The organism is Allofournierella sp. (assembly GCF_048388525.1).
Lineage (GTDB): Bacteria > Bacillota > Clostridia > Oscillospirales > Ruminococcaceae > BQOK01.
The window spans coordinates 34,152-57,231 of sequence record NZ_DBGCTQ010000111.1 but is presented as its reverse complement, the minus strand read 5'-3'; the positions used below and the strand labels follow the sequence as shown (position 1 = coordinate 57,231).

The following is a 23,080-nucleotide window of genomic DNA, read 5'->3' as shown; positions in this document are numbered from 1 at the left end:
CCATGCGCGATCCAGGCCGTTCTTTCGGCAAGTGGTTTCAGGCAAACCGGCAGGCGCTGGTGTGGGTGCTCATCTCCTTTGCCACCCTTCTGGCCGCCTGGCAGCTGGCCTCTGTATTCTCGGCCGGGCGGGTGCAGGTGCCCGCCCCTCTGGAAGTATTCCGGGCATTTTTTAACGCCATGGTGGTTCCCATCGGCCGCAACACCATCCTGGAGCACGCGGGCATCAGCCTGTGGCGGGTGCTGCTGGGCTTTTCGGTGGCGTCGGCCATCGGCATGGCCATCGGCATCGCCATGGGCCTGTCCCCCGCGGCCCGGGCCCTCATCAATCCCATTTTCGAGTTTGTCCGCCCCATCCCGCCCATCGCCTGGATTCCTCTGTCCATCCTGTGGTTCGGCCTGGGCAGCGCCAACAAGATCTTTATCATCTTTCTGGCCAGCTTTACCTATGTGACCATCAATTCCTACGAGGGGGCCCGCAGCGTGGATCCCAGGCTCATCGGGGCCGCCCGCATGCTGGGCGCCGGGCGGGGGCGCATCTTCACCCACGTCATCTTCCCCTCCTCGGTACCCTATATCTTTGCAGGGCTGCAGATCGCCCTGAGCGTGAGCTGGGCCGCCGAGGTGGCTGCCGAGATCATCTACTCCCAAAACGGGGTGGGCTGGATCATCACCATGGGCATGAACAACGGCAACATCACCCAGATCATCGTGGGCATGATCGCGATCGGCGTAATTGGGTATCTTCTCTCAACCCTGATGCGCGCACTGGAAGGGAGGCTTTGCAGATGGAACAAGCAAGCCAAGTAATCCTGCGCTGCGAACACCTGGCCCGCAGCTTTGAAAGCCCGGCCGGCGGCGAGTACCAGGTACTGGGCGACGTGAGCTTCGAGGTGCGCGAGAACGAGTTCCTGGTGCTGTTCGGCCCGGGCCAGTGCGGCAAGACCACCCTCTTGAACCTGCTGGCGGGGCTGGATACCCCCTCCTCCGGCACCGTGGAGATGGAGGGCAGGCCGGTCCACGCGCCCGCGCCCAGCCGGGGCGTGGTGTATCAGACCACCTCGCTTTTCCCCTGGCTCACCGTGCTGGGCAATGTGGAGTTCGGCCCCGCCTCCCAGGGGCTTCCAAAGGCCGAGCGCCGCAGGCGCGCCCAGTATTTCATCGACCTGGTGGGCCTCACCGGCTTCGAGAAGTGCTACCCCAACCAGCTCTCGGGCGGCATGCAGCAGCGGGTGGGCATTGCCCGCGCCTACTGCAGCAACCCCAAGGTGCTGCTGATGGACGAGCCCTTCGGCCATCTGGACGCCCAGACCCGCTACATGATGGAAGAGGAGGTCGAGCGTATCTGGCGCACCGAAAAGCGCACCGTGCTCTTCGTGACCAACAACATCGAGGAAGCGCTCTATTTGGCCGACCGCATCATCCTGCTCACCCCCTGCCCCTCGGCCATCCGCAAAGAGTATGTGATCGACCTGCCCCGGCCCCGCAGCTACATCGACCCGGCGTTCCTTGCCCTGCGCAAGGAGATCACCCGGGAAATGGACCCCACACAGTAAGGAGGCGCCGCGTATGGAAAGACCGGTAAAAGTAAAGGTAGACCACCTCACCAAGCGCTTCGGCGACCTTCTGGTGCTCGATGATGTGTCGTTCCAGGTCAAAAAGGGCGAGTTTTTGTGCATCGTGGGCCCCACGGGCTGCGGCAAGACCACCTTTTTGAACAGCCTCACCGGCCTGTACGACATCACCGCCGGCTCCATCTCCATCGACGGCGAACCGGCGGATCTGAAAAAGCACAGCGTGGCCTATATTTTTCAGGAGTATTCCACCATGCCCTGGCTCACGGTGGAACAAAACGTCCAGTTCGGGCTTTCCATCAAGCGCGAAAAGCCCGGGACCGTGCGCCGCCAGGCCGAAAAATACATGGAGATGGTGGGCCTCACCCCCTTCCGCGGCTACTACCCGGATCAGCTCTCGGCCAGCATGCTGCAGCGGGTGGTGATCGCCCGCGCCTTCGCCACCGAGCCCGAGCTGCTGCTCATGGACGAACCCTACGGCCAGCTGGACACCGAGCTGCGCTACAAGCTGGAAAACGAGCTGCTGGGCCTCTGGAAGCAGAGCGGCACCACGGTCATCTTCATCACCCACAACATCGAGGAGGCGGTGTACCTGGGCGAGCGCATTCTGGTGCTCTCCAACAAGCCCACCTCCATCAAGCGTGAGCTCGAAAACCCGCTGCCCCTCCCCCGCGACATCGCGGCCCCCGGGTTCATCGCGCTGCGCCAGCAGGTCACCGACCTTATCAAGTGGTGGTGACCCGCGCCCCTTCAAAACCAATGCCCGGCGGAGGCTTCCGCCGGGCATTTTTGCCCCGGCCGGGCAAAAAATTCAAAACCAGGACACACCGTTGTCCCGTTTTCTGTGGTATGCTGGCGAAAAAACAGGAGGGACCCACCATGATCGAATCGAGATGCGGCATACTTTGCAGCGAGTGCGAATACCGCGAGCAAATGCACTGCCAGGGCTGCCCCGCCATCGGCAAACCCTTTTGGGGCGAGGCGTGCCCGGTCAAGGCCTGCTGCGAGGGCAAACAGCACCAGCACTGCGGCCAGTGCGCCGGCTTCCCCTGCGAGCTGCTCCACGGCTTTGCCTACGACGAGCAGCAGGGCGACAACGGCAGGCGCATCGAGCAGTGCCGGCAGTGGCGCGGCGCACGCTAGCATTTTTGTTTGCTCTCAAAACTGGCGCGGCGCACAAACGGCAGGGGCGGGGATTTAAAAGGATCTCCGCCCCTGCCGTTTAAAGGATCGCTCTATTTCTGCCCCGCGCTCTCCTGGGCCGCGCGGATCCTTTCCAGCGCGGCCGCAAACTCCCGCCGCACCGGGTCCGGCCCGGCAATGCGCACCTTGCCCCCAAACCCGCACACCCAGCCGAAAAACGGCGGGCTCACCGCCACGTCCGCATACAGCGTAAACGAGCCGTCCTGCCGGGGCAGCACGGTGGCCTCCACGCCGAACCGGTCCAGCATGGGGCCGATCATGCCCGCATCGCACGCAAGCTCCACCCGCTGCACCGGCGCGCCGAACATGTTGAACATGGGCTTTGCATAGTCCCGCATGCTGTTTGGGTCGTATTCCGCGCCCCCCAGCCGGCCCGCCTCCAGCAGCGAGATCGAGGCCATCTTGTCCACCCGGTAATGGCGCAGGCCCCGGTTTTCCTCGTAGGCCACCAGATAGTAGTTTTCGTCCTCGAACAGCAGCGCCCAGGGGCTTACCGTATAAGCGCCCCCGCCCCGCCGGGCCGCTTTTTTCTTTTCCAGGGTCCAGTCCTGATACACAAACCGCACCTGCCGGTTTTCCGCAATGGCCCGGTGCAGCGCGTCCACGTTGTAGTAAATGCTCTCGTTCATGGTCTTGATCCGGCTGGAAGCAAACACCTGCCGCTTCAAGTCCCGCGCCTGGTACTCGCTGGCAAAGTTCGAGAGCGTTTTGATCAGCTGCTCGCTCTTTTTGGGGGTGATGAACTTGGAGGCCTGCACCGTGTCTACCAGCAGCTTCAGCTCGGGCAGCTGAAAGGTGCGCCCGGCCAGCCAGTACCCTCCGCCGCGGCCCTTCTGCTGGGCTATGTCGCACCCCAGCTCCCGCAGGGTCTCAATGTCGGCGTAAATGCTTTTGCGCTCCGCATTCACGCCCTCGGCCTCCAGCAGCTCCAGGATGCGGGGTACCGAGATCCAGTGGTCCTCGTCGGTGTAGCGGGCCAGAATGCGCAGCAAAAGCAGTAGCTTTACCTTTTGCCCCTCCATGCGGGCCATGCGCTCACCTCTCCTTCTCTTTTATATCGAAGGCCGCGCGGGCAGCCGTGGAGGCGCGGAACATCGCCTCCAGCCCGGCCCGGTCGCCCGCCTGCAAAAAGTTCTTCAGCTGTTCCAGCCGGGCCGCAAAGCCGTCGATCTCCTCTGTCAGGTTTTCCCGGTTCCATAAAAACAGCTCCGCCCACATTTTGTCGTTGATGCGGGCGATCCGGGTCAGATCCCGGAACGAGTCGCCGGTGTAGGCCGCAAAGCTCTCCGCGCCCGGGGCGCACATCAGGCTCACCGCAATGGCGTGGGTCAGCTGGCTCACATAACCGATCATGCGGTCGTGTTCGGCCGGGCTCAGCACCCGAACGTGCGCAAAGCCCAGCACGGCGGCCAGCTGCCGCGCAAAGGCGAGGCCCTCCGGGGTGTTTCGTTCGGTGGGGGTGATCAAGAAATTGGCGGGTGCAAAGTCCACCAGGTGCGCGTTCTGCACCCCCGAAAGCTCCTTCCCCGCCATGGGGTGGCTGGCGATGAACTCCACCCCCGCAGGCAGCAGCTGCTGCACCCGCTGCACAAGGCCTTCCTTTACGCCGCACACGTCGGTGCACAGGCAGCCGGGGCGCAGATGCGCCCCATGTGTTTCTACCCATTGTATAAGAGCTGTCGGATATAACGAAAAGATCAGGTAATCCGCCTGTTCCAGCAGGGGTCCGAACCCTTTGGTAAGGCCCTCGGCAACATAGCCCTCCCGCAGCGCAAAGTCCAGCGCCTCCTGCGAAAGATCGATGGCCGCCACCCGGCTGTAACCCGCTTTTCGCAGGGCCCGGGCATAGGCGCCGCCCAAAAGCCCCAGCCCCACAATCACAAAACGGCTCTCCCGCCTCATTCCTGCTCCCCCTCGATCTGCCAGCCGCCCTGCTGCAAAACGGCAAAAAATTCCGGCCAGCTTTTGGCAACGGCCTGTGCGCCGGCCAGCTCGGCCGGGTAGCCCGCGGCGGCGGCGGCAATGGTCAGCGCCATCACCACCCGGTGGTCGTTGTGGCCGTACAGCCGCCCCGGCATCACCAGCGGCGCGCCCTGCACGGTCACGGTCTCACCCTCGCAGGCCAGCTTTCCGCCGAACTTCTGCAGCTCTTCCTGCATCGAGGCAATCCGGTCGCTCTCCTTGATGCGCAGCCGCCCCGCGTGCTCGATCACGGTCTCGCCCTCGCAGAACAGGCCCAGCACCATCAGGATCGGCCCCAGGTCCGGGCAGTCGGCCAGGTCGATGCGGGTGGCTGCAAGCGGGCTCTTTTCAAAGCACACGGTGTCGCCCTGGCGGGTAAACTTGGCGCCGCAGCGCTCCAATATTTCCAGAATGGCCGCATCCCCCTGGCTGGAGGAAGGGGCCAGCCCCCGAATGGTCACGCCGCCCCGCACGGCGCCCAGCACTGCAAAAAACGCGGCCTGGCTGTAGTCGCCCTCCACCGTGTACTCCCGGTTGTGGTAGCGCTGGCCGCCCGGCACCAACAGGGTGTTCTCCCGCTCCGGATCCCAGTCCGCCCGCACGCCGAACTGGCGCAGGGCGGCGAGGGTCAGCTCCACATAGCTGCGGCTCTCGAAGGGGGGCAGGATCTCCAGCGTGCTGGCCCGGTGCAGAAGGGGCAGCGTGAACAGCAGCCCGCTGATGAACTGGCTCGAAACATCCCCCCGCACCCGGTACTCCCCCGGCGCAAGCCTGCCCTTTGTGGTGATGCCCTGGGGGGTCTGGGCAAACAGCAGCCCCTGGGAATCAAAAATGTCCTGATACACCTCCATGGGGCGGCCGAACAGCCGCCCCCGGCCGGTAAATTCTACCTGCTGGCCGGTCAAACTCAGGATCGGGATGAGAAAGCGCAGGGTGCTGCCGCTCTCGCCGCAGTCCACCGGGCGCAGGATCGTGGCAAAGCCGCCCCGGCCCTCAATGTCCACAAACCGGTCGGTGGGGCGCACCTTCGCCCCGAACTGGCGCACCGCGCCCAGCGTCGCCTTGATGTCCTGGCTCATGCCCAGGTTGTAAACGCGGGAAAGGCCGGTGGCCAGCCCCGCCGCCAGCACAGCCCTGTGGCCCATGCTCTTGGAGGGGGGCGCCGCAAATTCCAACGGCCGGTCCCCGCCCGGCCCGATGCGCACGATCATGGGAACACCTCCTGGGGTCGTTTTTTTGCAGTGCTTACAGGTCGCGGCCCACCACGCGGGCCACCTCGCGGCACTTGGCGATCACCTCGGCAAACTTCTGGGGCTTCAGGCTCTGCGCCCCGTCCGACCAGGCGTGTTCCGGGTCCGCATGCACCTCAATGATCAGGCCGTCGGCCCCGGCAGCCACCGCCGCCAGGCTCATGGCCTCCACATAGCGCCAGTTTCCGGTGGCGTGGCTGGGGTCGATCACGATGGGCAGATGGGTCTTTTCTTTTAAAATGGGGATCACCGAAAGATCCAGCGTGTTGCGGGTGTACTTCTCAAAGGTGCGGATGCCCCGCTCGCAGAAAATGACCTTCTCGTTGCCGCCGGCCATGATGTACTCGGCGCTCATGATCCACTCCTCAATGGTGTTGGCAAGGCCCCGCTTCAGCAGCACGGGCTTTTTCATTTTGCCCACCGCTTTCAGCAACTGGAAGTTCTGCATGTTCCGCGCACCGATCTGCACCAGATCCACGTACTCCTCAAACTCATCGATGCGCTCCTCGCTCATCAATTCGCTCACAATGGGCAGGCCGGTGGCCTCGCGGGCCTTTACCATATCCAGAATGCCCTCGGTGCCCAGCCCCTGAAAGGCATAGGGCGAGGTGCGGGGTTTATACGCCCCGCCCCGCAGCATGCAGCCGCCCGCTGCCTTTACCGCCCGGGCAATCTCCACCGTGCTCTCCTCGCACTCAATGCTGCACGGCCCGCCGATCACCGCCACCTTTTCGCGGCCGCCCACTTTCACACCCGCCACGTCCACCACGGTGTCGGCTTCGTGGAACAGGCGGTTCGCCTTTTTATAAGGGGCCGACACGCGGGTCACGCTGTCCACCCAGGGGTTTGCGGCCACTACCTTTTCATTGATCTTGGTGGTGTCGCCCACCAGGCCGAACACATTGTAGTCCGTGCCCCGGATCAGGGTCACTTCCAGGCCCTGCGCCTCAAATTCCGCAACGATCTTTTGCAGTTCTTCCTGGGGCGTGCCCCGTTTTGTGGAGATGATCATACCGTTAAAATTTCCTCTCTGTTTTTATAAATGGCGGCGGGGCTTTTCAGCCCTCCGCTTCCACGGTCTGCTTGATGAATCGCACCGCGTTCAGGTAGCCCGCCAGGCCCTGCCCGATGAAGTGCCCCTGGCAGGCCATGCCCGCATAGCTCACCTGCCGGAACGGCTCCCGCTGGGCAATGTCGGTAATATGCACCTCGGCGGCGGGCAGGCCCACCGCCTTGAGCGCGTCCAGAATGGCAATGCTGGTGTGGGTGTAGGCCCCCGGGTTCAGCACCAGCCCGTCGCACCGGCCCCGCGCGTTTTGAATGGCGTCCACCAGGTCCCCCTCGTGGTTGGACTGATAAAATTCCGCCTCGATCCCCAGCCGCTCACACTCGGCGCGGATCAGTTCCACCAGGCCCTCGTAGTCCACCGTGCCGTACAGCCCCGGCTCCCGCATCCCCAAAAGGTTCAGGTTAGGGCCGTTCAATACCAAAATACGCACAAATTGCCTCCTTTGCGGCCGCGGCGGCCCTTGCAAAGGGCTCGCCGGAATTGTCCACCGTGATGTCCGCCGCCGCCCGGTAAAGCGGCCCGCGCTGGGCTGCCATGCGCTCCAGCGCCTCCCTGCCGGTGGACAAAGGGCGGCTGCCGCCCACCCGCAGCTTTTCCACCGGCCGGTCGATAAACAGCACCACGCCGTTTCGGCGCAGCGCCCGCACGTTGGCGGCGGTCTTCACCACGCCCCCCCCGCACGAGAGCACCTGCCCGCTCTCCTTTGCAAAGCGCCCGGTGACCCGCTGCTCCCACCGGCGGAAACCTGCCTCCCCCTGGGTCTCAAAAATCGAGGGCACGGACTGGCCGCTGGCCCGTTCGATCTCCGCGTCCAGATCCACAAAGCGCTTGTCCAGCGCCTTGGCCAGCATCCGGCCGATGGTGGTCTTGCCGCTGCTGGGCATACCCACCAGCACAATGTTGGCCCGGTCGGCCCAAATGCTGCGGAACACCGGGTCGATGCAGCTCTCGGGCATTTCCTGCCCGGTAAAAAGCCGGGCGGCATACACCGCCTGGGCCACCAGCATTTCCAGGCCCCCGGCCGCGGTCACGCCCAGTTCCTCGGCCCGCTGCACCAGCTCGGTCTTGAAAGGGTTATACACCACGTCCAGCACCGCCTCCAGCTGCGGGAAGACCGCCGGGTCCAAAAGGCAGCTCTCCACCTCCGGGTACATGCCCGCGGGCGAGGTGTTCACCACCACCTGCACGTCCTTTCGCCCCGCGGCCTCGCTGTAGCCCAGGGCGCCCGGCCCGCCGCCCCGGCTGGCGAACAGCACCTCTTTGGCGCCGCCCGCTTTTGCCGCCGCGGCCACAGTGCGGCTGGTGCCGCCGGTTCCCAGCACCAGCACGGTGCGGCCCCCAAAGTCCACCCCGTGGGCCCGGGCCAGATACGAAAACCCGTCGTAATCGGTGTTGTAGCCAAACAGCCTGCCGCCCCGGTTCACCAGGGTGTTCACTGCGCCGATGGCCGCCGCCCGCGCGTCGGCCTCGTCGCAGCATTCCAGCGCCAGGCGTTTGTAGGGAATGGTCACATTCACGGCCTTAAAGGCCCTGGCCCGCAAAAAGGCCCGGGCATCCGCCTCAGCGGGCAGGGGGCACAGCTCATATGTATAGCCGCACAGCTGTTCGTGAATGAGCTTTGAGTAGCTGTGCCCAAGCCGGCCGCCGATCAATCCGTATTCCATGCGCTGCCCCCTATTCCGCCTGCCACAGCGTGCCGAAGCGCTGGGTGCAAAGGTCGAGCAGGCCGATGCACACCGCGGCGGTCTGCACCACCGCGGCCCTGTGCAGAATGCAGGGGTCGTGGCGGCCCTGGATGCGCAGCTCCCCCTCGGCGCCGCTTGCAAGGTCCACGGTGCGCTGAGGCTTGTAAATGCTGGGGGTGGGCTTTACGCAGCTGCGCAGCACCAGGGGCATGCCGTTGGCCACCCCCCCGTTCACCCCGCCGTTGTGGTTCGTTGCGGTGGTGATCCGCCCGTCCTCCAGCCGCAGGGGGTCGTTCGCCTCGCTGCCCCGCATGCCTGCAAAGCCAAACCCCGCGCCGAACTCCACCCCTTTTACCGCGGGCACGCTGAACAAAAGGTGCGCAAGGGTGCTCTCCACGCTGTCAAAAAAGGGTTCGCCGATGCCGGCGGGCAGGCCGGCGGCGGCGGTCTCCAAAATGCCGCCCACGCTGTCGCCCTCGGCGCCCGCCGCCCGGATGGCCGCCTGCATCTCTTCCCCCGCCGCCTCGCGCAGCACCGGGAAGCCCCCCTGCCCCGCCAGCGCCTCCAGCTGGGCGCGCAGGGCCCCGGGCTGCGCCGCAAAGGGCGCGTCCGGCACGCCCGCCGCCTCGCGGATGTGGGTGGCAGCCAGCACGCCTTTGGCGGCCAGCACCCCCCGGCACACAGCGCCCGCGGCGGTCAGCGCGGCGGTCACCCGGCCGGAAAAATGGCCGCCACCCCGCCAGTCCTCAAAGCCGCCGTATTTCACATGGGCGGCCCAGTCGGCGTGGCCGGGCCGCGCCAGCCCCGCGCCCGCGGCGTAGTCGCCCGGGCGGGTATTCTGATTTTCAATCATCAGCGCCAGCGGCGTGCCGGTGGTGCGCCCGTTCCATACCCCGCTCAAAAAGCGCACCTGGTCCGCTTCGGCGCGGGCGGTGGAAAGCCCGCCGGGCTTCGCCCTGCGCTTGTCCATCTGGCGGGCGATGAATTCCCCGTCCACCGGCAGGCCCGCCGCCAAACCGTCCAGCACCGCGCCCACGGCGGGGCCGTGGCTCTCGCCGAAAATCGTCACGGTCACCGCGCTGCCAAAGGTGTTTTTCATCTCGTCACTTCCCCATCACGATGCATTCCAGCTCGGCCAGCGGCGCTTTGTCCAGCCGCCAGCAGCCAAGGCCCGGCACCTTCACCAGGGTGATCTGGCCGCCCCGGGCTTTTTTGTCGTGCAGCATATAGGCCAGCACCTTCTGCTTGTCGTAAGCTGCCCTGGCAGGCAGGCCCAGCCTGCGGTACACCGCCCGCACCCGTTTTTGCAGGCGCTTGTCCTCGATCATGGGCAGCATGCCCAGCGCCACGCATTCGCCGTGGTAAAGGCCGTTTTTGCGCCGCCCGGTCACGCCCTTTACCGCCTCGATGCCATGCCCCAGCGTGTGGCCGAAATTCAGGATGGCCCGCAGGCCCTGCTCGGTCTCGTCCCGCTCTACCACGCTCTTTTTGATCAGCAGGCTGCGGCGGATAATGGTCTCGATCTCCGCGTCCACATCCCCGGTCTCGAACAGGCCGAACAGCTCGGCGTCGCTGGTCAGGCTCATCTTCACGCTCTCGGCCAGGCCGTTCACAAAATGGCGGCGGGGCAGGGTGGCCAGGGTGTCCGGGTCCACCACCACCAGCCTCGGCTGCCAAAAGGCCCCCACGATGTTCTTTGCCCGGCCCAGGTCTACCGCCACCTTGCCCCCGATCGACGAGTCGATCTGCGAGAGGGTGGTGGTGGGGCAGTTGATGAAGTCGATGCCGCGCATGTAGGTGGCGGCCGCAAAGCCCGCCAGGTCCCCCACCACGCCGCCGCCCACGGCCACCACCGCGTCGCCGCGGCCAAACCCTGCCTCCAGCATGGCGCACAGCAGCGCCTCGTAGGTTTTCAGGCTTTTGCTGTTCTCGCCCTGGGGCACGGTGTAAATAACTCCCTCGGCGCACTGGGCCTTTACTGCGGCGGCGTATTCGGTGGGCACGCCGCTGTCGGTCACAATAAACACCTTGCGGGCCAGATTTGCCAGCTGGCCCAGATTTGCCAGCGCGCCCCGCTTTAAAACAATGTCGTAGCTGCGCTCACCCAGCCGCATGGTCAGTTTCATACCTTCGCTCCCTCTCATGGCTGCCGCCTTGTGAAGATGCCCAGCACCCGAAGGGTGTTGCACACCCGTTCCAGCTCGTTCAGCAGGGCCTTGGTCCCCTGCGCGCCGGGCTGGCCCTCCAGCTCCACATAAAAATAATACTCAAAGGGCACGCCCGGCATGGGGCGGCTCTTGATGCACTCCATATTAAAGCCCGCCGCGCCGATGGCCTGAATCGCCGCGGCCAGCTTTCCGGCCTTGTGGTCCACCGTGAACAGCAGGCTGAACCGGTCGCCGCTGACCGGCAGCTCCCGCCCGATCACGATGAACCGGGTGGTGTTGTCGCCGTCCGAGTTGATGTCCGCCGCCAGCACCTGCAGGCCGTACAGGGCGGCGGTCTCCTCGCTGGCAATGGCCGCCAGGGCCTTATCGCCGCTCTCGGCCACCTTTTTGGCCGCCACCGCGGTGTTCAGGCAGTCCTCGGCGGGCAGCGAAAGGCTTTTTAAAAACCGCTCGCTCTGGGCAATGGCCTGCGGGTGGCTGCACACCCTTGTAATGTCGGACAGCCTTGCTCCCGGCAGCCCCAGCAGGTTCTGGCGCACCGGCAGATCGCACACCTCGGTCACATACAGCCCCGGGTGGGCAAAGCACAGGTCCAGCACGGCCGAAACATCCCCCGCGTGGCTGTTCTCAAAGGGCAGCACCCCATACGCCGCGTCCCCGGCCTCCACCGCGTCGAACACCTTGCCCCAGGTGGCGCAGGGCAGCTCCTGCGCGCGGGGGAACAGCTTTTTCAGGGCGATGTGGGCAAAGGCGCCCTCCACCCCCTGGTAAGCCACCCGGTCACGGCCCAGCACCTGGGCCTGGTACTGGCGCGAGAGCGCCATCTGATACCGGATGTAGTCCGCGTAAAAGGGCGCCAGCTCCTGGTTTTTCAGCCGGGCCAGGTTCTTTTCCACCACCTCGCCCTCCCGGGCGCTGTCCAGCACCGGCAGCGCGTGTTCCTTTTTATAGGCCGCCACCGCCGCCACCGCCGCCATGCGCGCCTCAAACAGCGTGGCCATCTGCGCGTCGATCCTGTCGATCGCCGCCCGCGCCTCGTCCAGCTTGTCCATCCTGTGCGCCTCCCTGCCCTTCTAATGCACTAAAGTATACCATAAACCGGCCTGCAGCACAACAGCAATTCGCCACAAAAGCGCCCCACACCTTGCCGCGCCGCAGCGCGGCGAATGCTGTTTTTTGCCATACGGGCCGGTTGCTGCTTTAACGGTAAGGTCGGGGCCATCTTGAATAAATTTTATATTACAGGCAGACGGCGCAAACCCGCATGAAATGGAGGGTTTTTCAAATCCAGCGAATAAGACGGCATAACCTGTAACAGCATGGTTTTGTAAGGTTGGGCACCATGTGGGCACCACAAAACAAAAAACAGCAAGCCCTTATGTGGCCTGCTGACAGCTTTAGTATACCACCCCCTCCCCGAAACCGCAAAAGGCAGGAGAGAGTTTGCGGGCGGGACGGGCGCGGACAAATGGGGCCTCACCCCCTGACAGAATTGGCCTCTGAGGACGCGGGACCGAGGGGGCCTGTATGATTTCACCTGGACCCCCGGGAACGGACTTCTATTGTTCCGCATGACAGTCTCGGTGTGAGACTTAGCCCTGTCTCATGCCGGGGCTGTTTTCATGCGCGGCGGGAATCACAATTCCACTGAAAACAATCGTGGCAAGCAGTGTTTCATGGTACACACAAAACACTGCTTGCCACGATTGAAAACAACAAAATGGGTAGTGCGTCTTTGTCCAATAAGGCGCACTCAAACAGTATAATAAACTTGAATCTATTTCATTTGTTCCCATTCATCTCGTATTATCCCGAAAAAAGTACAATCTTGAAAACCATCACGAGTTTTATAACTGTGTCGTGAAAGACCTTCATAGCGCATTCCTGCCTTTTCCATCACTTTCCTTGAAGCAGGATTTTTTACAGAGCTAAATGATTGTATTCGTTCAACATCTGTGTTGTTGAACATATAATTGATAACTGCTCCAGCCGCTTCACTGGTATATCCTTGCCCCCACCATCGACTACCAATTTTGTATCCTAATTCTCCAATCAAATCATATTCAGAAATTATGCTGACACCAATAGAGCCAATCATTTCACCGTCTTGCAGATATATACCCCAATAATAAGTGGATTCTAATTCATAATTATTAATCCACATTTGGATCATGCTTCTGCTGTCCTCTATTGTTTTATGTGAGTCCCAACGCAAAAAGCGAGTAACTTCACTGTCACTCCCCCAATTATTAAACATCATTTCGGCATCTGAAATTTCTAGTTTACGTAATGTCAATCTTCTTGTTTTTATAGTTTGTGTACCTATATGCTTCAATTTTTATACCTCTAAAATCATTTTATAATTAAACAATAAACACTTTTTTGCGTACATATTCCAATTTGTCGAGTGCGCCTTCTCCGCCGAAGGCGAACAAATACATAACTTGTCTTTTCCATTCTAATAGTAACGTATGGAAATGTCAAACTGCTCATTTCATGTCATAACTTTATGCTGCTGTTCATAATTCAGTTTGTTCACCTGGGCACCATTCGGGCACCATTTTACCCTTTGCGGGATTGTATTGCATATAGTGGAAATGCTGATTTCATGGGCTTTTCCGGCTGGAAAGAGGATTCCATTACCGTCGAATATTTTCTGTTTTTTTATTGCAAAGGAATAAAAAGGCTTGCTCGTGACGCAGGGTCACGTGTCATAATAGAACACAGAGGTGATGGATATGTCAAACGACCGGGCGATTCCCCAGGGTTATATGACTGTGGGCGAGATCGCAAAAAAGATGGGTGTCTCGGTGCGCACCCTGCAATATTACCACCGGGAAGGCCTGCTCTCCCCCTCGGCCCAAAGCGGGGGCGGCCGCAGGCTCTACACCGACAGGGACGTGATCCTGCTCCACCAGATCCTGTCCATGAAGCATCTGGGCTTTTCGCTGGACGACATCAAAAACCGCCTGATCGGCCTGGATAGCCCGGAAGAGGTCGCCGCCGCGCTTTCCGAGCAGGCGGCCGCCATCCGCCAAAAGCTCGCCTCCCTGTCCGAATCCCTGGCCCAGCTGGAGGCGCTGCGGGCCGAGGTGCTGCAAATGCAGGCGGTAGACTTTAAAAAGTACGCCGATATCATTGCAAACCTCCAGATGAAAAACGAGCTTTACTGGCTCGTCAAGCACCTCGACGACCGCACCCTGAACCAGTTCCGGCGCCGCTTCGACCATGCCAGCGCCCCAATTATGATGGAACGGGTCAGCCAGCTGATGGGCGAGGCCCTGCGCCTTCAGGCCGAAGGCGTGCCTCCCGCCGGCGAGCGGGGCATGGCCTTTGCCGAGAAATATTGGGCCATGGTGCTGGACTTCACGGGCGGCGACACGGCCATGCTGGCCGACCTGATGAAGCTTTCCGACAAGGCGGAGGCCGGGGCCCCCGCCGGCCCATCGCAGGAATGGCAGCAAAAGCTGGCGGATGCCAACGCTTTTATCGGCCCCGCGCTGGAAGCCTGGTTCACCGCGCGGGATTATGATCCGCTGGGGGAGGGAACAAAATGAATTATGCCATCCAGGTCGAGGGCCTGCGCAAAAGCTACGGCGGCCGCGCCGTGCTGAAGGGCCTCGATCTCCAGATCGAAAAAGGCGAAATCTTCGCGCTGCTGGGCGTCAACGGCGCGGGCAAAACCACCACCCTTGAATGCATCGAGGGCCTGCGCACCTGCGACGGGGGCCGTGTTGCGTTCCACGGCCGGGCGGGCATCCAGCTGCAATCGTCCTCGCTTCCGGCCCACATCCGCCCCATGGAGGCCGTGCGCCTGTTCGCCAAATGGAACCGGGCCGCCGCCGACCCCTCCATGCTTGCGGCCCTGGGCATTGATGCGCTGGCAAAAAAACAGTATGTGCAGCTTTCCACCGGGCAAAAGCGGCGGCTGCACCTGGCCCTGGCCCTGATCGGCGACCCGGACATTGTGTTTCTGGACGAACCCACCGCCGGGCTGGATGTGGAGGGCCGGGTCCAGCTCCACGATCAGATCCGCAGGCTGAAAGCGCAGGGCAAGACCATCATCCTTGCCAGCCACGACATGGCCGAGGTGGAGGCCCTGTGCAACCGCATTGCAATTCTGAGCGGCGGCGCCATTGCATATCTGGGCCCCGTTTCCGGCCTGGCCGAGGCAGTGGGGGGGCGCTGCACCATCACCATCCAGACCCCGCAGGGCGAAGAGAGCGTTCGGTCAAACGACCTTTCCGCCACCCTGCTGGCGTTGCTGGAGGGCTGTCGGGAAAAAGGCTTCCCAGTGCTGGACGTTCGCATCGACCACGGCAGCCTGGAGCAGAATTTCATCCATATCGCAGGAGGGAACGGCAAATGAGTGCATTTCTATACGGGGTGGCCCTGCAGTGGCGGCTGGACATCCGCAGCAAATCGCTGCTCATCACCTGCTATGTGGTCCCCCTTCTGTTCTTCATCGTCATGGGCGGTATTTTCACCTCCCTCACCCCCGGGGCCTCGGCCACGCTGATCCAATCCATGACCGTGATGGGGGTCTCCATGGGCGCGCTGGTGGGCCTGCCGCCCTCCCTGTCCGAGATTTACAGCGGCGACATCAAAAAGGTCTACCGGGCAAACGGCGTGCCCCTCTCGCTCGGGCTGGCAACGACCTTTCTTTCGGCCTTCGTTCATCTGCTGCTCATGAGCGCGATCCTCTACATAGCCGCCCCCCTCCTGTTCGGCGCGGCGCGCCCCCGGGACCCGCTGCTGTACCTCCTCTCGCTGGCAATTTTCATCGCGGCCTCGCTGGGGGTCGCCAGCGTTCTGGGGCTGGCGGTCAAAAGCCAGGCAAAGCTCACCATGTTTTCCCAGATGGTTTTTCTGCCCTCCATCATGCTGTCCGGCATCATGTTCCCAGCCGAACTGCTCCCCCGTGCGTTTGGGGTGGCGGGCAGGCTGTTCCCCGCGGCCTGGGGGTACCGGGCCATGCTGGACGGCGGCTTTGGCCCCGGTTCCCTGTGGCCCCTGGGCCTTCTTATGGCGGCCTCGGCCATCCTGTGCGCCCTCCTGCTGAAAAAGCTGGAAAAAGACGCCTGATTCGCTCCCCGGCGCACAGGGGCGCTTTGCCCGCAGTAAAAAGAACAGGACCGGCGCTGCTTGGAACGCGCCGGTCCTGTTCTTTGTGATCTTTCGCCCCACCCTCCCCAAAGGGCCCGCGGGGTGCTTACTTGTGCGTTTGCCTGCCGCCCCCGCCGTGCGGCGGGGGCGCTTTTTCCTGCTGCCTCACCAGCTCCTCAAAGCAGCGGGGTGCGCCGAAAGCGGGGGTATAGGGGTTATCCAGCTGCGCGGCCAGGGGCCGCGCGGCATTTTCGGCGCCGCGGGTCCGGTGCAGCAGGCGGTTCAGCCAGGCCGGCCGCTTCACTGTGCTTTGGCCCCCTCGATCAGTGCCTCGAAAAACGCCTCGTTCTCGGGGCCGTATTTTTTCAGCTCCTTGCCCTCGGCAAAGCCCCGGCGTGCCAGGGTCAGGCCCTGGAACAGGGTCTCGCTGGGCGCTGCGTTCTGGCCCAGCATGTCGGTGTACTCGCCCAGCTCCAGGCCCGTCAGGGCCGGGCAGTCCTCCCACAGGAACAAATCCACGCCCTCCAGGCTCTTTGGGTCGGGGGCCGCCGCTCCCTCGCGGCTGGCCAGCACGCCCCCCACCTCCTGGAAGCCCGCCGGGTCGTCCAGCAAAAAGATGAGGGTCTGGTTGTCCTGGATGTCGGCGGTCAGCCGGGTCAGGCTGGCCACCTGCTCGTAATTCGAGGCCACGTCGTTCATGGCCGCCCCCACGTCCGCGGCGTCCTGCGCCGCGCCGGAGGCCGGCTCGTTGGCCCCCTCGCTCTCGCTGGGCTCGGCGTATCCGGTAAAGTCAATGGTATAGGTGTCCACCTGCACCAGCACCCGGCCGTCGCCGTTCAGGTCCTGCCCGTAGGCGCTCAGCGCAGCGCTCAGCTGGTCGGTGGCTTCCTCGGCAATGTTGTACCGGGTCACCACCGCCAGCCGGTAGTCGGGTTTCGGCTGGCCGAAAATATCCTTCAGGGTCAGGCCCACCATCCCCAGGGCGATCAGCGCAAGCGCCACCCATTTCCAGTGGTAGTGCCACCAGTTGGCGAGCTTTTCTTTTTTTGTGAGCTCCCGGGGAACGTCCGGCTGCAGGTCCTCGGGCTTGATGTTCAGGGTATAGCGGGCGCTGGGCATGAATGGTCAGCCTCCTTGCTGCTGGGGTAAAAGATTCTGCCGGATCGCCTCGGCAGTGCGTTCGGGCAGGGCTTTGATCTCCTCGCGGGTCAGGCCCTCGGTTTCAATGGGGGGCAGGATGCGGATGGTCACGTGGGCCGGGTGCATCCACATGTGGTTGTTTTCCATGATATCGCGGCTGCCGGTAATGGCCACCGGCACCACGGGCGCCTTTGCCTTCGTGGCAATGCGGAACGCGCCGCCCTTGAACTCCTGCAGGGTGCCCTCCTCGCCCTTGTTGCGGGTGCCCTCGGGGAAAATGGAGATCGAATACCCCTTTTTCAGGTTTTCAATGGCCTCGTTCAGCGCGGCCATGGCCTTGCGGGGGTCCTCCCGGTCCAGAAACACGCAGTGCAAAAGGCGCATCCAGCCCCGCACCAGCGGCAGGCCCGCGATCTCCTTTTTGGCCACCAGGCCATGGGGCGCGTCCAGCTGGGTCAGCATCAGGGGGATGTCGTAATAGCTGCGGTGGTTGGCCGCGAACACGCAGGCCCGCCCGGCGGGGATGTTCTCCTTCCCCTCCACGGTCACGGTCACGCCCGCCAGCTTCAACAGGCGGTTGGCCCACTGGGGCACATACCGGGCCGCCAGGCGGTCGGCGGTCTCCCAGTCTCCCGCCTCCAGGGCCCTCAGCCCCTTGCTCATTTTGGGCCATTTCACCAGCAAAAAGCCCCAGAAATAGATAAACCAAACAATGGTGCGCATGTATCCAACTCCTCACAGCTCCGCAATATAGCCTTTATTGTAACACGGATTTGTGAAAAGAAAAAGAACATCCCCTAAAAACCCGGCCTCTGGAACGATTTGGAGGGCGCAGTTCTTCCGCATGAGTCTGTTGTTTTCTCGCTTGTAAACAACTTTTAGGACTATTTGTCCTAAATTCACCATTTTGTAGATTCGTGTGCTAAAATAGCCCCGGGAGGTGATAACTTTGAATGAATTTTGGAACGATCTGCACGAAACGTTCGGCTATGCGGGGGCTTCCGCCGCCGACGTGCGTTGGCGCGCCATCCAGGATTCCCAGCGCTATTCCGAAAAAGAGGCCGCCCGTCTGCTGCCCGGCCTCGCGCCGGAGCAGGCCGAGATCTTCGGGTAGTACCGCCAAAACCAGGCCGACCTGCTGGCGCTGACCGCGCAGGAAAAGTTCCAGGCCGGCGTGCGGTTTGCCGTGCAGCTGCTGTTTGCCTGCTGGCCCGAATAGCAGCAGCGCCCCGGCTGTTGCCGGGGCGCTGTTCTTTTCTTATTGTGTTTGTGCCCTTTCGCCGGGCAGGCGGCCGTATAGCCCGGTCAGCTCCCGGATATGCCCCGCAAGCTCCGGGGTCAGCGCGCCGGGCAGCACCCGCCACTGCCAGTTGCCCTGGGGCTGGCTGGGCACGTTCATGCGCGCCTCGGCCCCCAGGCCCAGCCAGTCCTGCAGGGGGATGATCGCCGTGTCGCTCACGCAGGCCAGCGCCGTGCGGATGAACGCCCCGGTCAGGTCCCCCTCCGGGCAGGCCATGTAGCGCCGCGCCAGAGCCACGTCCTCCGGGGCCGCCTGGTCCTGCCAGGCCGCGGTGGTGGTGTTGTCGTGGGTGCCGGTGTAGGCCACCGAGTTGCGCACGTAGTTGTGGGGCATGTAATCCCCCCCCTCGCGGGAATCAAAGGCGAATTGCAGCACCTTCATGCCCGGGTAGCCGCTGGCTTCCAGCAGCGCTTTCACCTCGGCGGTCAGGTAGCCCAGATCCTCGGCAATGATGCGGGCGGCGGGCAGCTTTTTGTGGATGGCGCTCACAAAGTCGGCCCCCGGGCCCTTGCGCCACACCCCGTTTTTGGCCGTGGCCTCCCCCGCCGGGATGGCGTAATAGCTCTCGAAGCCCCGGAAGTGGTCGATGCGCACCACGTCGTACACGGTGCAGGCGTGCGCCAGGCGCTGCCCCCACCACTCGTAGCCTGTGGCGTGGTGGTAATCCCAGTCGTACAGGGGGTTGCCCCACAGCTGGCCATCCGCCGCAAAGGCGTCGGGCGGGCAGCCCGCCACCTGGGTCAGCCTGCCGTTCTTGTCCGCCTGGAACAGCTCGGGGCTGGCCCACAGGTCGCTGGAATCCGGTGAAACGTAGATCGGGATATCCCCGATGATCTGCACCCCCCGCCCGTTGGCGTAGCCCTTCAGGTCCGCCCACTGGCGGCTGAACAGGTACTGCACCGCCTTCCAGTAGTGCACCCGCCCCTCCAGCCGGTGGGCGGCCAGCTCCAGCGCCATGGGCTGGCGCAGCCGCACCGGGTCGGGCCAATCAAACCAGGCCGTTTGGCGGTTCTCCTCCTTCAGGGCCATGAACAGGGCGTAGTCCGCCAGCCAGGCGGTGTTCTCCGCGCAGAATGCCGCAAAGCCCGGGTCCGCCGGGTCCAGCCTGCGGGCCGCGGCCCGCAGAAGGGTATGCCGCCCGGCATACAGCGCGCCGTAGTCCACCCGTCCGGGGTCGGCGCCCCAGTGGCAGGCCTCGATCTCCTGCCGCGTCAGCAGGCCCTCGGCGGCAAGCAGGTCCGGGTCGATGAAATAGGGGTTTGCCGCAAAGGCCGAAAAGCTCTGGTACGGGCTGTCGCCGTAGCCGGTGGGCCCGATGGGCAGCATCTGCCAGTAGGTCTGCCCCGCCGCCTGCAAAAAATCCACAAAGCGGCGGGCCTCCGCCCCCATGGTCCCAATCCCGTGGGGCCCCGCCAGGCTCGAGAGGGGCAGCAAAATGCCTGCGGCTCTCATCCCTTTACCGCGCCGGCCACGACGCCCTCAATGATATACTTCTGGCAGGCCAGGTAGAACACGATGATGGGCAGCACGGTCAGCATGATGCAGGCCATCATGGGGCCCATCTCCACCCGGCCATAGCTGCCGCGGAAATACTGGATCAGCATGGGGATGGTGCGGTATTTTTTGATGTCCAGCACCAGGGTGGGCAGCAGGTAGTCGTTCCACACCCACATGGCCTGCAAAATCGCCACCGAGATCATGGTGGGCTTCAAGATCGGGAACACGATGTGCCCGTAGGTCTGCACCGGGTTGCAGCCGTCGATGGTGGCGGCCTCCTCGATCTCCAGCGGGATGCTCTTCACGAACCCGCAGAACATGAACACCGCCAGCCCCGCGCCGAAGCCCAGGTAGATCACGCAGATGTTCCAGGGGGTGTTGAATTTCATCTGGTCCGAGATCTGCGACAGGGTGAACATCACCATCTGGAAGGGCACCACCATGCTGAACACACACAGGTAGTACATGGCTTTCGACAGGGGCGAGTTGACCCGGGTGATGTACCACGCGCACATCGAACAGCACAGCAAAATCAGCGCCACCGAGCTCACGGTGATGAACAGCGAGTAGCCGAAGCTCTGCAAAAAGCCCTTGGCCATCAGCGCGTTCACATAGTTGGTAAAGCCCGCAAAGGTGGCCGCCGTGGGCAGGGTGAATGCGCCCGAGGTGGTGATCGCCGTCTCCACCTTGAACGAGTTCAGCAGGATCATCAGAATGGGGTAGACGTACAGCACCGAGAGCAGGGTGAACAGCGCGGTCCACAGGGTGCCGTTTTTCTGTTTTACGTTGCTCATTGCTGCACCTCCCGGGAACGGGTGGCCTTAAGCTGCACCAGCGCAATGGCCACCACCACAATGAAAAAGATCACGGCCTTGGCCTGCCCAATGCCCTTCCACTGGGGCCCCGAGCGGCCGTAGAAGGTGTTGTAGATGTTCAGCGCCAGCATCTCCGAGGCGTGGTTCGGCTCGCCCGCGGTCAGCGACAGGTTCTGGTCGAACAGCTTGAACGAGTTTGTGACCGACAAAAACAGGCAGATGGTGATCGAGGGCATCACCATGGGCAGCTTCACCTTCAAAAGGCTCTGCCAGGAGTTTGCGCCGTCGATCTGCGCGGCCTCCAGCAGGTCGGGCGAAACATTCTGCAGCCCGGCGATGTAAATGATCATCATGTAGCCCACCTGCTGCCAGGCCATCAGAATGATCAGGCCCCAGTAGCCCGCCGGGGTATTCAGCGCCAGCAGGGGCTTGCCCACCAGCGACAGCACGCAGTTGATCAGGATCTGCCAGATGTAGCCCAGCACAATACCGCCGATCAGGTTGGGCATAAAAAAGATCGTGCGGAACACGTTCGTGCCCTTGATCCCCCGGGTCAGCACCAGCGCCACCATAAAGGCCAGCAGGTTGATCAGCAGGGTCGCCACCACCGCAAAGGCGATGGTGAACCAGAACGCGTGGGCAAAGGTCGCGTCCTGGAATGCGGTGATATAGTTCGAAAAGCCCGTCCACTTGGCATTGTTCACGGTGGTGAACTTGCAGAATGAGAGATAAATGCCCTGGCCGAAGGGCAGGATAAAGCCGATGATGAACGCCGCCAGCGTGGGGAGAACGAACAGGGGGAAATACTTTCTCAGCGTTTTTTCCATGCCGCCCGCGATACCTCCTTTTTGTCCCTTTTGATAGAAAGGGGGGAGCAAATGGCTGCTCCCCCCTTCTTCGTTCAATGCTGCTGTTTAGCCGGCGTTGGCCATCTGATACTCAGTGGCCCAGCCGTCCACAAACGCGGTCACAACGCCGTTCCAGTCGCCGGTGCCGGCGGCATACGCGGTCAGGGCGCTGCCCACGCCGTTTTTCCATTCCTCAGAGGGCATGGTGGTGAAGTTCCAGGATACCGGGGTCTTGCCTGCGGCGGTCATCTCGGCGTCCTGCTTCACAAACAGGTTGGGCGAGGCCTGCGCGCCCTTGAAGGGGATCACGAAGCCCATGTCTTCCGCCATGGCCTTGGTGCCCTCGGCGCTGCTCACACACCAGTACATGAAGTCCAGGGTAGCCTGCACGTCTTCGGGAGCGGCTTCCTTGTTCACGCACCAGTAGTTCTCGGTGCCGGTGCACAGGCCCTGGTTGGCCTCGTCGCCCACGCCGATGTACACGGGGATCATGGCCAGGTCGTCGTCGGTGAACTTGCCCTCACCGGTCAGGTTGCCGTACTCCCAGGAACCGTTCTGGAAGAACACGGCCTCGCCCGCCAAAAACTCGTTGCGGCTGTCGTCGCCGGTCTTGGCGCTCAGCTCGCTGGGCTTGCAGGTGGAGTTGTTGATGTACAGATCCCAGATGTTCTTGTAGTTGTCCAGGTAGGTGCCCTTGATGGCCTCGGTGGCGTTGATGCCGTCGGCCTGGTACTCAAAGTAGATGGGCAGGTTGGCCAGATGGGTCTTGAAGCGCCAGTCGGAGGAGCCGTCCATGCCCGCGCTGGAGAACGCGCCCTTTACGCCCAGCTCGTCCTTGCGGGCCTGGATGTCCTCGGCCACCTTCTTCAGGTCGTCAAAGCTCTTGATATCGTCCAGGGTGTAGCCGGCCTTTGCCAGCAGGGTCTTGTTGGCAATGATGCCGTACGACTCGATCACGTAGCCGATGCCGGCCACGGCGCTGCCGTCCTTCAGGGCAAACCCTTCGTTGGTCAGCTCGCCGTACACCTGCGAACCGCTCAGGTCATAGCAGTAGTCCTTCCAGTTGGCCAGGCCCACGGGGCCGTTCACCTGGAACAGGGTGGGCGCGTCGGTCTTGCCCATCTCGGCCATCAGGGTGGTCTCGTAGTTGCCGGAAGCCGCGGTCACCACGGTCACGGGCACGCCGGTCTTCTCAGTGTACACTTTGGCCAGGGCCTGCCAGGCCTCGTCCTGCTCGGGCTTGAAGTTCAGGTAATAGACCTTGCCGGCCGCCGCAGGGGTGGAGGTGCCGGAAGCCGGGGTGCTTCCCGGGGTACTGGCGGGGGTGGAAGAGGTGCCGCCGCCGCAGGCCACAAAGCTCAAAGCCATGGCTGCAGCAAGCACGAGTGCAAGTGCCTTTTTCATATTGTGTGTCTCCTTTTTGCTTTTGCCCCCTTGCGGGGGCGGTTTTAATCAAAAGCGGAC

25 protein-coding genes are annotated in these 23,080 nt (G+C 62.9%); 8 read left to right on the top strand and 17 right to left on the bottom strand.

Going from position 1 to position 23,080, the window contains the following annotated elements; genetic code table 11:
- Positions 1-2 precede the first annotated feature (2 nt).
- The 4 genes from ACMLHZ_RS13710 (at position 3) to ACMLHZ_RS13695 (ending at position 2,716) form a co-directional block, all read left to right on the top strand.
- Positions 3-809, top strand: a complete 807-nt coding sequence (locus ACMLHZ_RS13710; protein WP_418668239.1) for an ABC transporter permease — start codon at positions 3-5, stop codon at positions 807-809.
- Positions 788-1,555 carry an ABC transporter ATP-binding protein gene (locus ACMLHZ_RS13705; protein ID WP_418668238.1) on the top strand — a complete coding sequence of 256 codons (768 nt, stop codon included), beginning with the start codon at positions 788-790 and terminating at the stop codon, positions 1,553-1,555. Before ACMLHZ_RS13710 ends, ACMLHZ_RS13705 begins: the two co-directional genes overlap by 22 nt.
- Positions 1,556-1,568: 13 nt before the next feature.
- Positions 1,569-2,312 (top strand): ABC transporter ATP-binding protein, encoded by a 744-nt coding sequence (locus ACMLHZ_RS13700; RefSeq protein ID WP_418668237.1) that lies wholly within the window; start codon positions 1,569-1,571, stop codon positions 2,310-2,312.
- A 140-nt stretch (positions 2,313-2,452) separates the two neighbouring features.
- Positions 2,453-2,716, top strand: coding sequence for a DUF3795 domain-containing protein (locus tag ACMLHZ_RS13695; protein WP_418668236.1), 264 nt, complete (start codon positions 2,453-2,455; stop codon positions 2,714-2,716).
- 92 nt (positions 2,717-2,808) lie between these two features.
- Here the strand turns inward: ACMLHZ_RS13695 and ACMLHZ_RS13690 are convergent, their stop codons facing one another.
- The 10 genes from ACMLHZ_RS13690 to ACMLHZ_RS13645 form a co-directional block, all read right to left on the bottom strand.
- Positions 2,809-3,807, bottom strand: a complete 999-nt coding sequence (locus ACMLHZ_RS13690) for a helix-turn-helix transcriptional regulator (protein WP_418668235.1) — start codon at positions 3,805-3,807, stop codon at positions 2,809-2,811.
- A gap of 4 nt (positions 3,808-3,811) precedes the next feature.
- Positions 3,812-4,678 carry a prephenate dehydrogenase gene (locus tag ACMLHZ_RS13685; RefSeq protein ID WP_418668234.1) on the bottom strand — a complete coding sequence of 289 codons (867 nt, stop codon included), beginning with the start codon at positions 4,676-4,678 and terminating at the stop codon, positions 3,812-3,814.
- Positions 4,675-5,949, bottom strand: a complete 1,275-nt coding sequence (gene aroA, locus ACMLHZ_RS13680) for a 3-phosphoshikimate 1-carboxyvinyltransferase (protein ID WP_418668233.1) — start codon at positions 5,947-5,949, stop codon at positions 4,675-4,677. Before aroA ends, ACMLHZ_RS13685 begins: the two co-directional genes overlap by 4 nt.
- 34 nt (positions 5,950-5,983) lie before the next feature.
- Complete coding sequence (gene aroF / locus ACMLHZ_RS13675) at positions 5,984-7,000, bottom strand: 3-deoxy-7-phosphoheptulonate synthase (RefSeq protein WP_177565332.1); 1,017 nt, start codon at positions 6,998-7,000, stop codon at positions 5,984-5,986.
- Between the two features lie 46 nt (positions 7,001-7,046).
- Entirely contained in the window at positions 7,047-7,487 is a 441-nt protein-coding gene (gene aroQ, locus ACMLHZ_RS13670; protein ID WP_418668232.1) for a type II 3-dehydroquinate dehydratase, read from the bottom strand.
- The gene (locus ACMLHZ_RS13665; protein WP_418668231.1) at positions 7,459-8,721 is read right to left on the bottom strand and encodes a shikimate kinase; all 1,263 of its coding nucleotides are present in this window, start codon (positions 8,719-8,721) and stop codon (positions 7,459-7,461) included. The genes aroQ and ACMLHZ_RS13665 overlap by 29 nt, the downstream gene beginning before the upstream one ends.
- A 10-nt stretch (positions 8,722-8,731) precedes the next feature.
- Positions 8,732-9,841, bottom strand: coding sequence for a chorismate synthase (gene aroC, locus ACMLHZ_RS13660; protein ID WP_418668230.1), 1,110 nt, complete (start codon positions 9,839-9,841; stop codon positions 8,732-8,734).
- Positions 9,842-9,845: 4 nt separating this feature from the next.
- Positions 9,846-10,868 carry a 3-dehydroquinate synthase gene (gene aroB / locus ACMLHZ_RS13655; protein WP_418668229.1) on the bottom strand — a complete coding sequence of 341 codons (1,023 nt, stop codon included), beginning with the start codon at positions 10,866-10,868 and terminating at the stop codon, positions 9,846-9,848.
- A 14-nt stretch (positions 10,869-10,882) separates the two neighbouring features.
- On the bottom strand, positions 10,883-11,962 hold the full coding sequence (locus ACMLHZ_RS13650) for a bifunctional chorismate mutase/prephenate dehydratase (RefSeq protein WP_418668228.1): 1,080 nt from the start codon (positions 11,960-11,962) through the stop codon (positions 10,883-10,885).
- A gap of 725 nt (positions 11,963-12,687) precedes the next feature.
- Complete coding sequence (locus ACMLHZ_RS13645) at positions 12,688-13,245, bottom strand: GNAT family N-acetyltransferase (RefSeq protein ID WP_418668227.1); 558 nt, start codon at positions 13,243-13,245, stop codon at positions 12,688-12,690.
- Positions 13,246-13,648: 403 nt separating this feature from the next.
- On the opposite strand from ACMLHZ_RS13645, the gene ACMLHZ_RS13640 reads away from it, so the two are divergent.
- Genes ACMLHZ_RS13640 through ACMLHZ_RS13630 form a run of 3 tightly spaced genes read left to right on the top strand, consistent with a single transcriptional unit; the run spans position 13,649 to position 15,995 of the window.
- Positions 13,649-14,467, top strand: coding sequence for a MerR family transcriptional regulator (locus tag ACMLHZ_RS13640; protein ID WP_418668226.1), 819 nt, complete (start codon positions 13,649-13,651; stop codon positions 14,465-14,467).
- Complete coding sequence (locus tag ACMLHZ_RS13635) at positions 14,464-15,279, top strand: ABC transporter ATP-binding protein (RefSeq protein ID WP_418668225.1); 816 nt, start codon at positions 14,464-14,466, stop codon at positions 15,277-15,279. The genes ACMLHZ_RS13640 and ACMLHZ_RS13635 overlap by 4 nt, the downstream gene beginning before the upstream one ends.
- Positions 15,276-15,995, top strand: coding sequence for an ABC transporter permease (locus ACMLHZ_RS13630; protein ID WP_418668224.1), 720 nt, complete (start codon positions 15,276-15,278; stop codon positions 15,993-15,995). The genes ACMLHZ_RS13635 and ACMLHZ_RS13630 overlap by 4 nt, the downstream gene beginning before the upstream one ends.
- 127 nt (positions 15,996-16,122) lie before the next feature.
- Here the strand turns inward: ACMLHZ_RS13630 and ACMLHZ_RS13625 are convergent, their stop codons facing one another.
- From ACMLHZ_RS13625 to ACMLHZ_RS13615, 3 genes are read right to left on the bottom strand one after another with little or no spacing between them, the layout of a single operon-like run.
- Positions 16,123-16,320 (bottom strand): hypothetical protein, encoded by a 198-nt coding sequence (locus tag ACMLHZ_RS13625; protein ID WP_418668223.1) that lies wholly within the window; start codon positions 16,318-16,320, stop codon positions 16,123-16,125.
- Positions 16,317-17,135, bottom strand: a complete 819-nt coding sequence (locus ACMLHZ_RS13620) for a hypothetical protein (RefSeq protein ID WP_418668222.1) — start codon at positions 17,133-17,135, stop codon at positions 16,317-16,319. The genes ACMLHZ_RS13625 and ACMLHZ_RS13620 overlap by 4 nt, the downstream gene beginning before the upstream one ends.
- Positions 17,136-17,141: 6 nt before the next feature.
- Positions 17,142-17,879 carry a lysophospholipid acyltransferase family protein gene (locus ACMLHZ_RS13615; RefSeq protein ID WP_418668221.1) on the bottom strand — a complete coding sequence of 246 codons (738 nt, stop codon included), beginning with the start codon at positions 17,877-17,879 and terminating at the stop codon, positions 17,142-17,144.
- 226 nt (positions 17,880-18,105) lie between these two features.
- Between ACMLHZ_RS13615 and ACMLHZ_RS13610 the strand changes: the two genes are divergently transcribed.
- Positions 18,106-18,270, top strand: a complete 165-nt coding sequence (locus ACMLHZ_RS13610) for a hypothetical protein (protein ID WP_418668220.1) — start codon at positions 18,106-18,108, stop codon at positions 18,268-18,270.
- 144 nt (positions 18,271-18,414) lie between these two features.
- Here the strand turns inward: ACMLHZ_RS13610 and malQ are convergent, their stop codons facing one another.
- From malQ to ACMLHZ_RS13590, 4 genes are all read right to left on the bottom strand, one after another.
- Positions 18,415-19,908, bottom strand: coding sequence for a 4-alpha-glucanotransferase (gene malQ, locus ACMLHZ_RS13605; protein WP_418668219.1), 1,494 nt, complete (start codon positions 19,906-19,908; stop codon positions 18,415-18,417).
- Positions 19,905-20,747, bottom strand: coding sequence for a carbohydrate ABC transporter permease (locus ACMLHZ_RS13600; protein ID WP_418668218.1), 843 nt, complete (start codon positions 20,745-20,747; stop codon positions 19,905-19,907). Before ACMLHZ_RS13600 ends, malQ begins: the two co-directional genes overlap by 4 nt.
- Entirely contained in the window at positions 20,744-21,595 is an 852-nt protein-coding gene (locus ACMLHZ_RS13595; protein WP_418668217.1) for a carbohydrate ABC transporter permease, read from the bottom strand. Before ACMLHZ_RS13595 ends, ACMLHZ_RS13600 begins: the two co-directional genes overlap by 4 nt.
- 87 nt (positions 21,596-21,682) lie before the next feature.
- Entirely contained in the window at positions 21,683-23,020 is a 1,338-nt protein-coding gene (locus ACMLHZ_RS13590; RefSeq protein ID WP_418668216.1) for an ABC transporter substrate-binding protein, read from the bottom strand.
- Positions 23,021-23,080 lie beyond the last annotated feature (60 nt).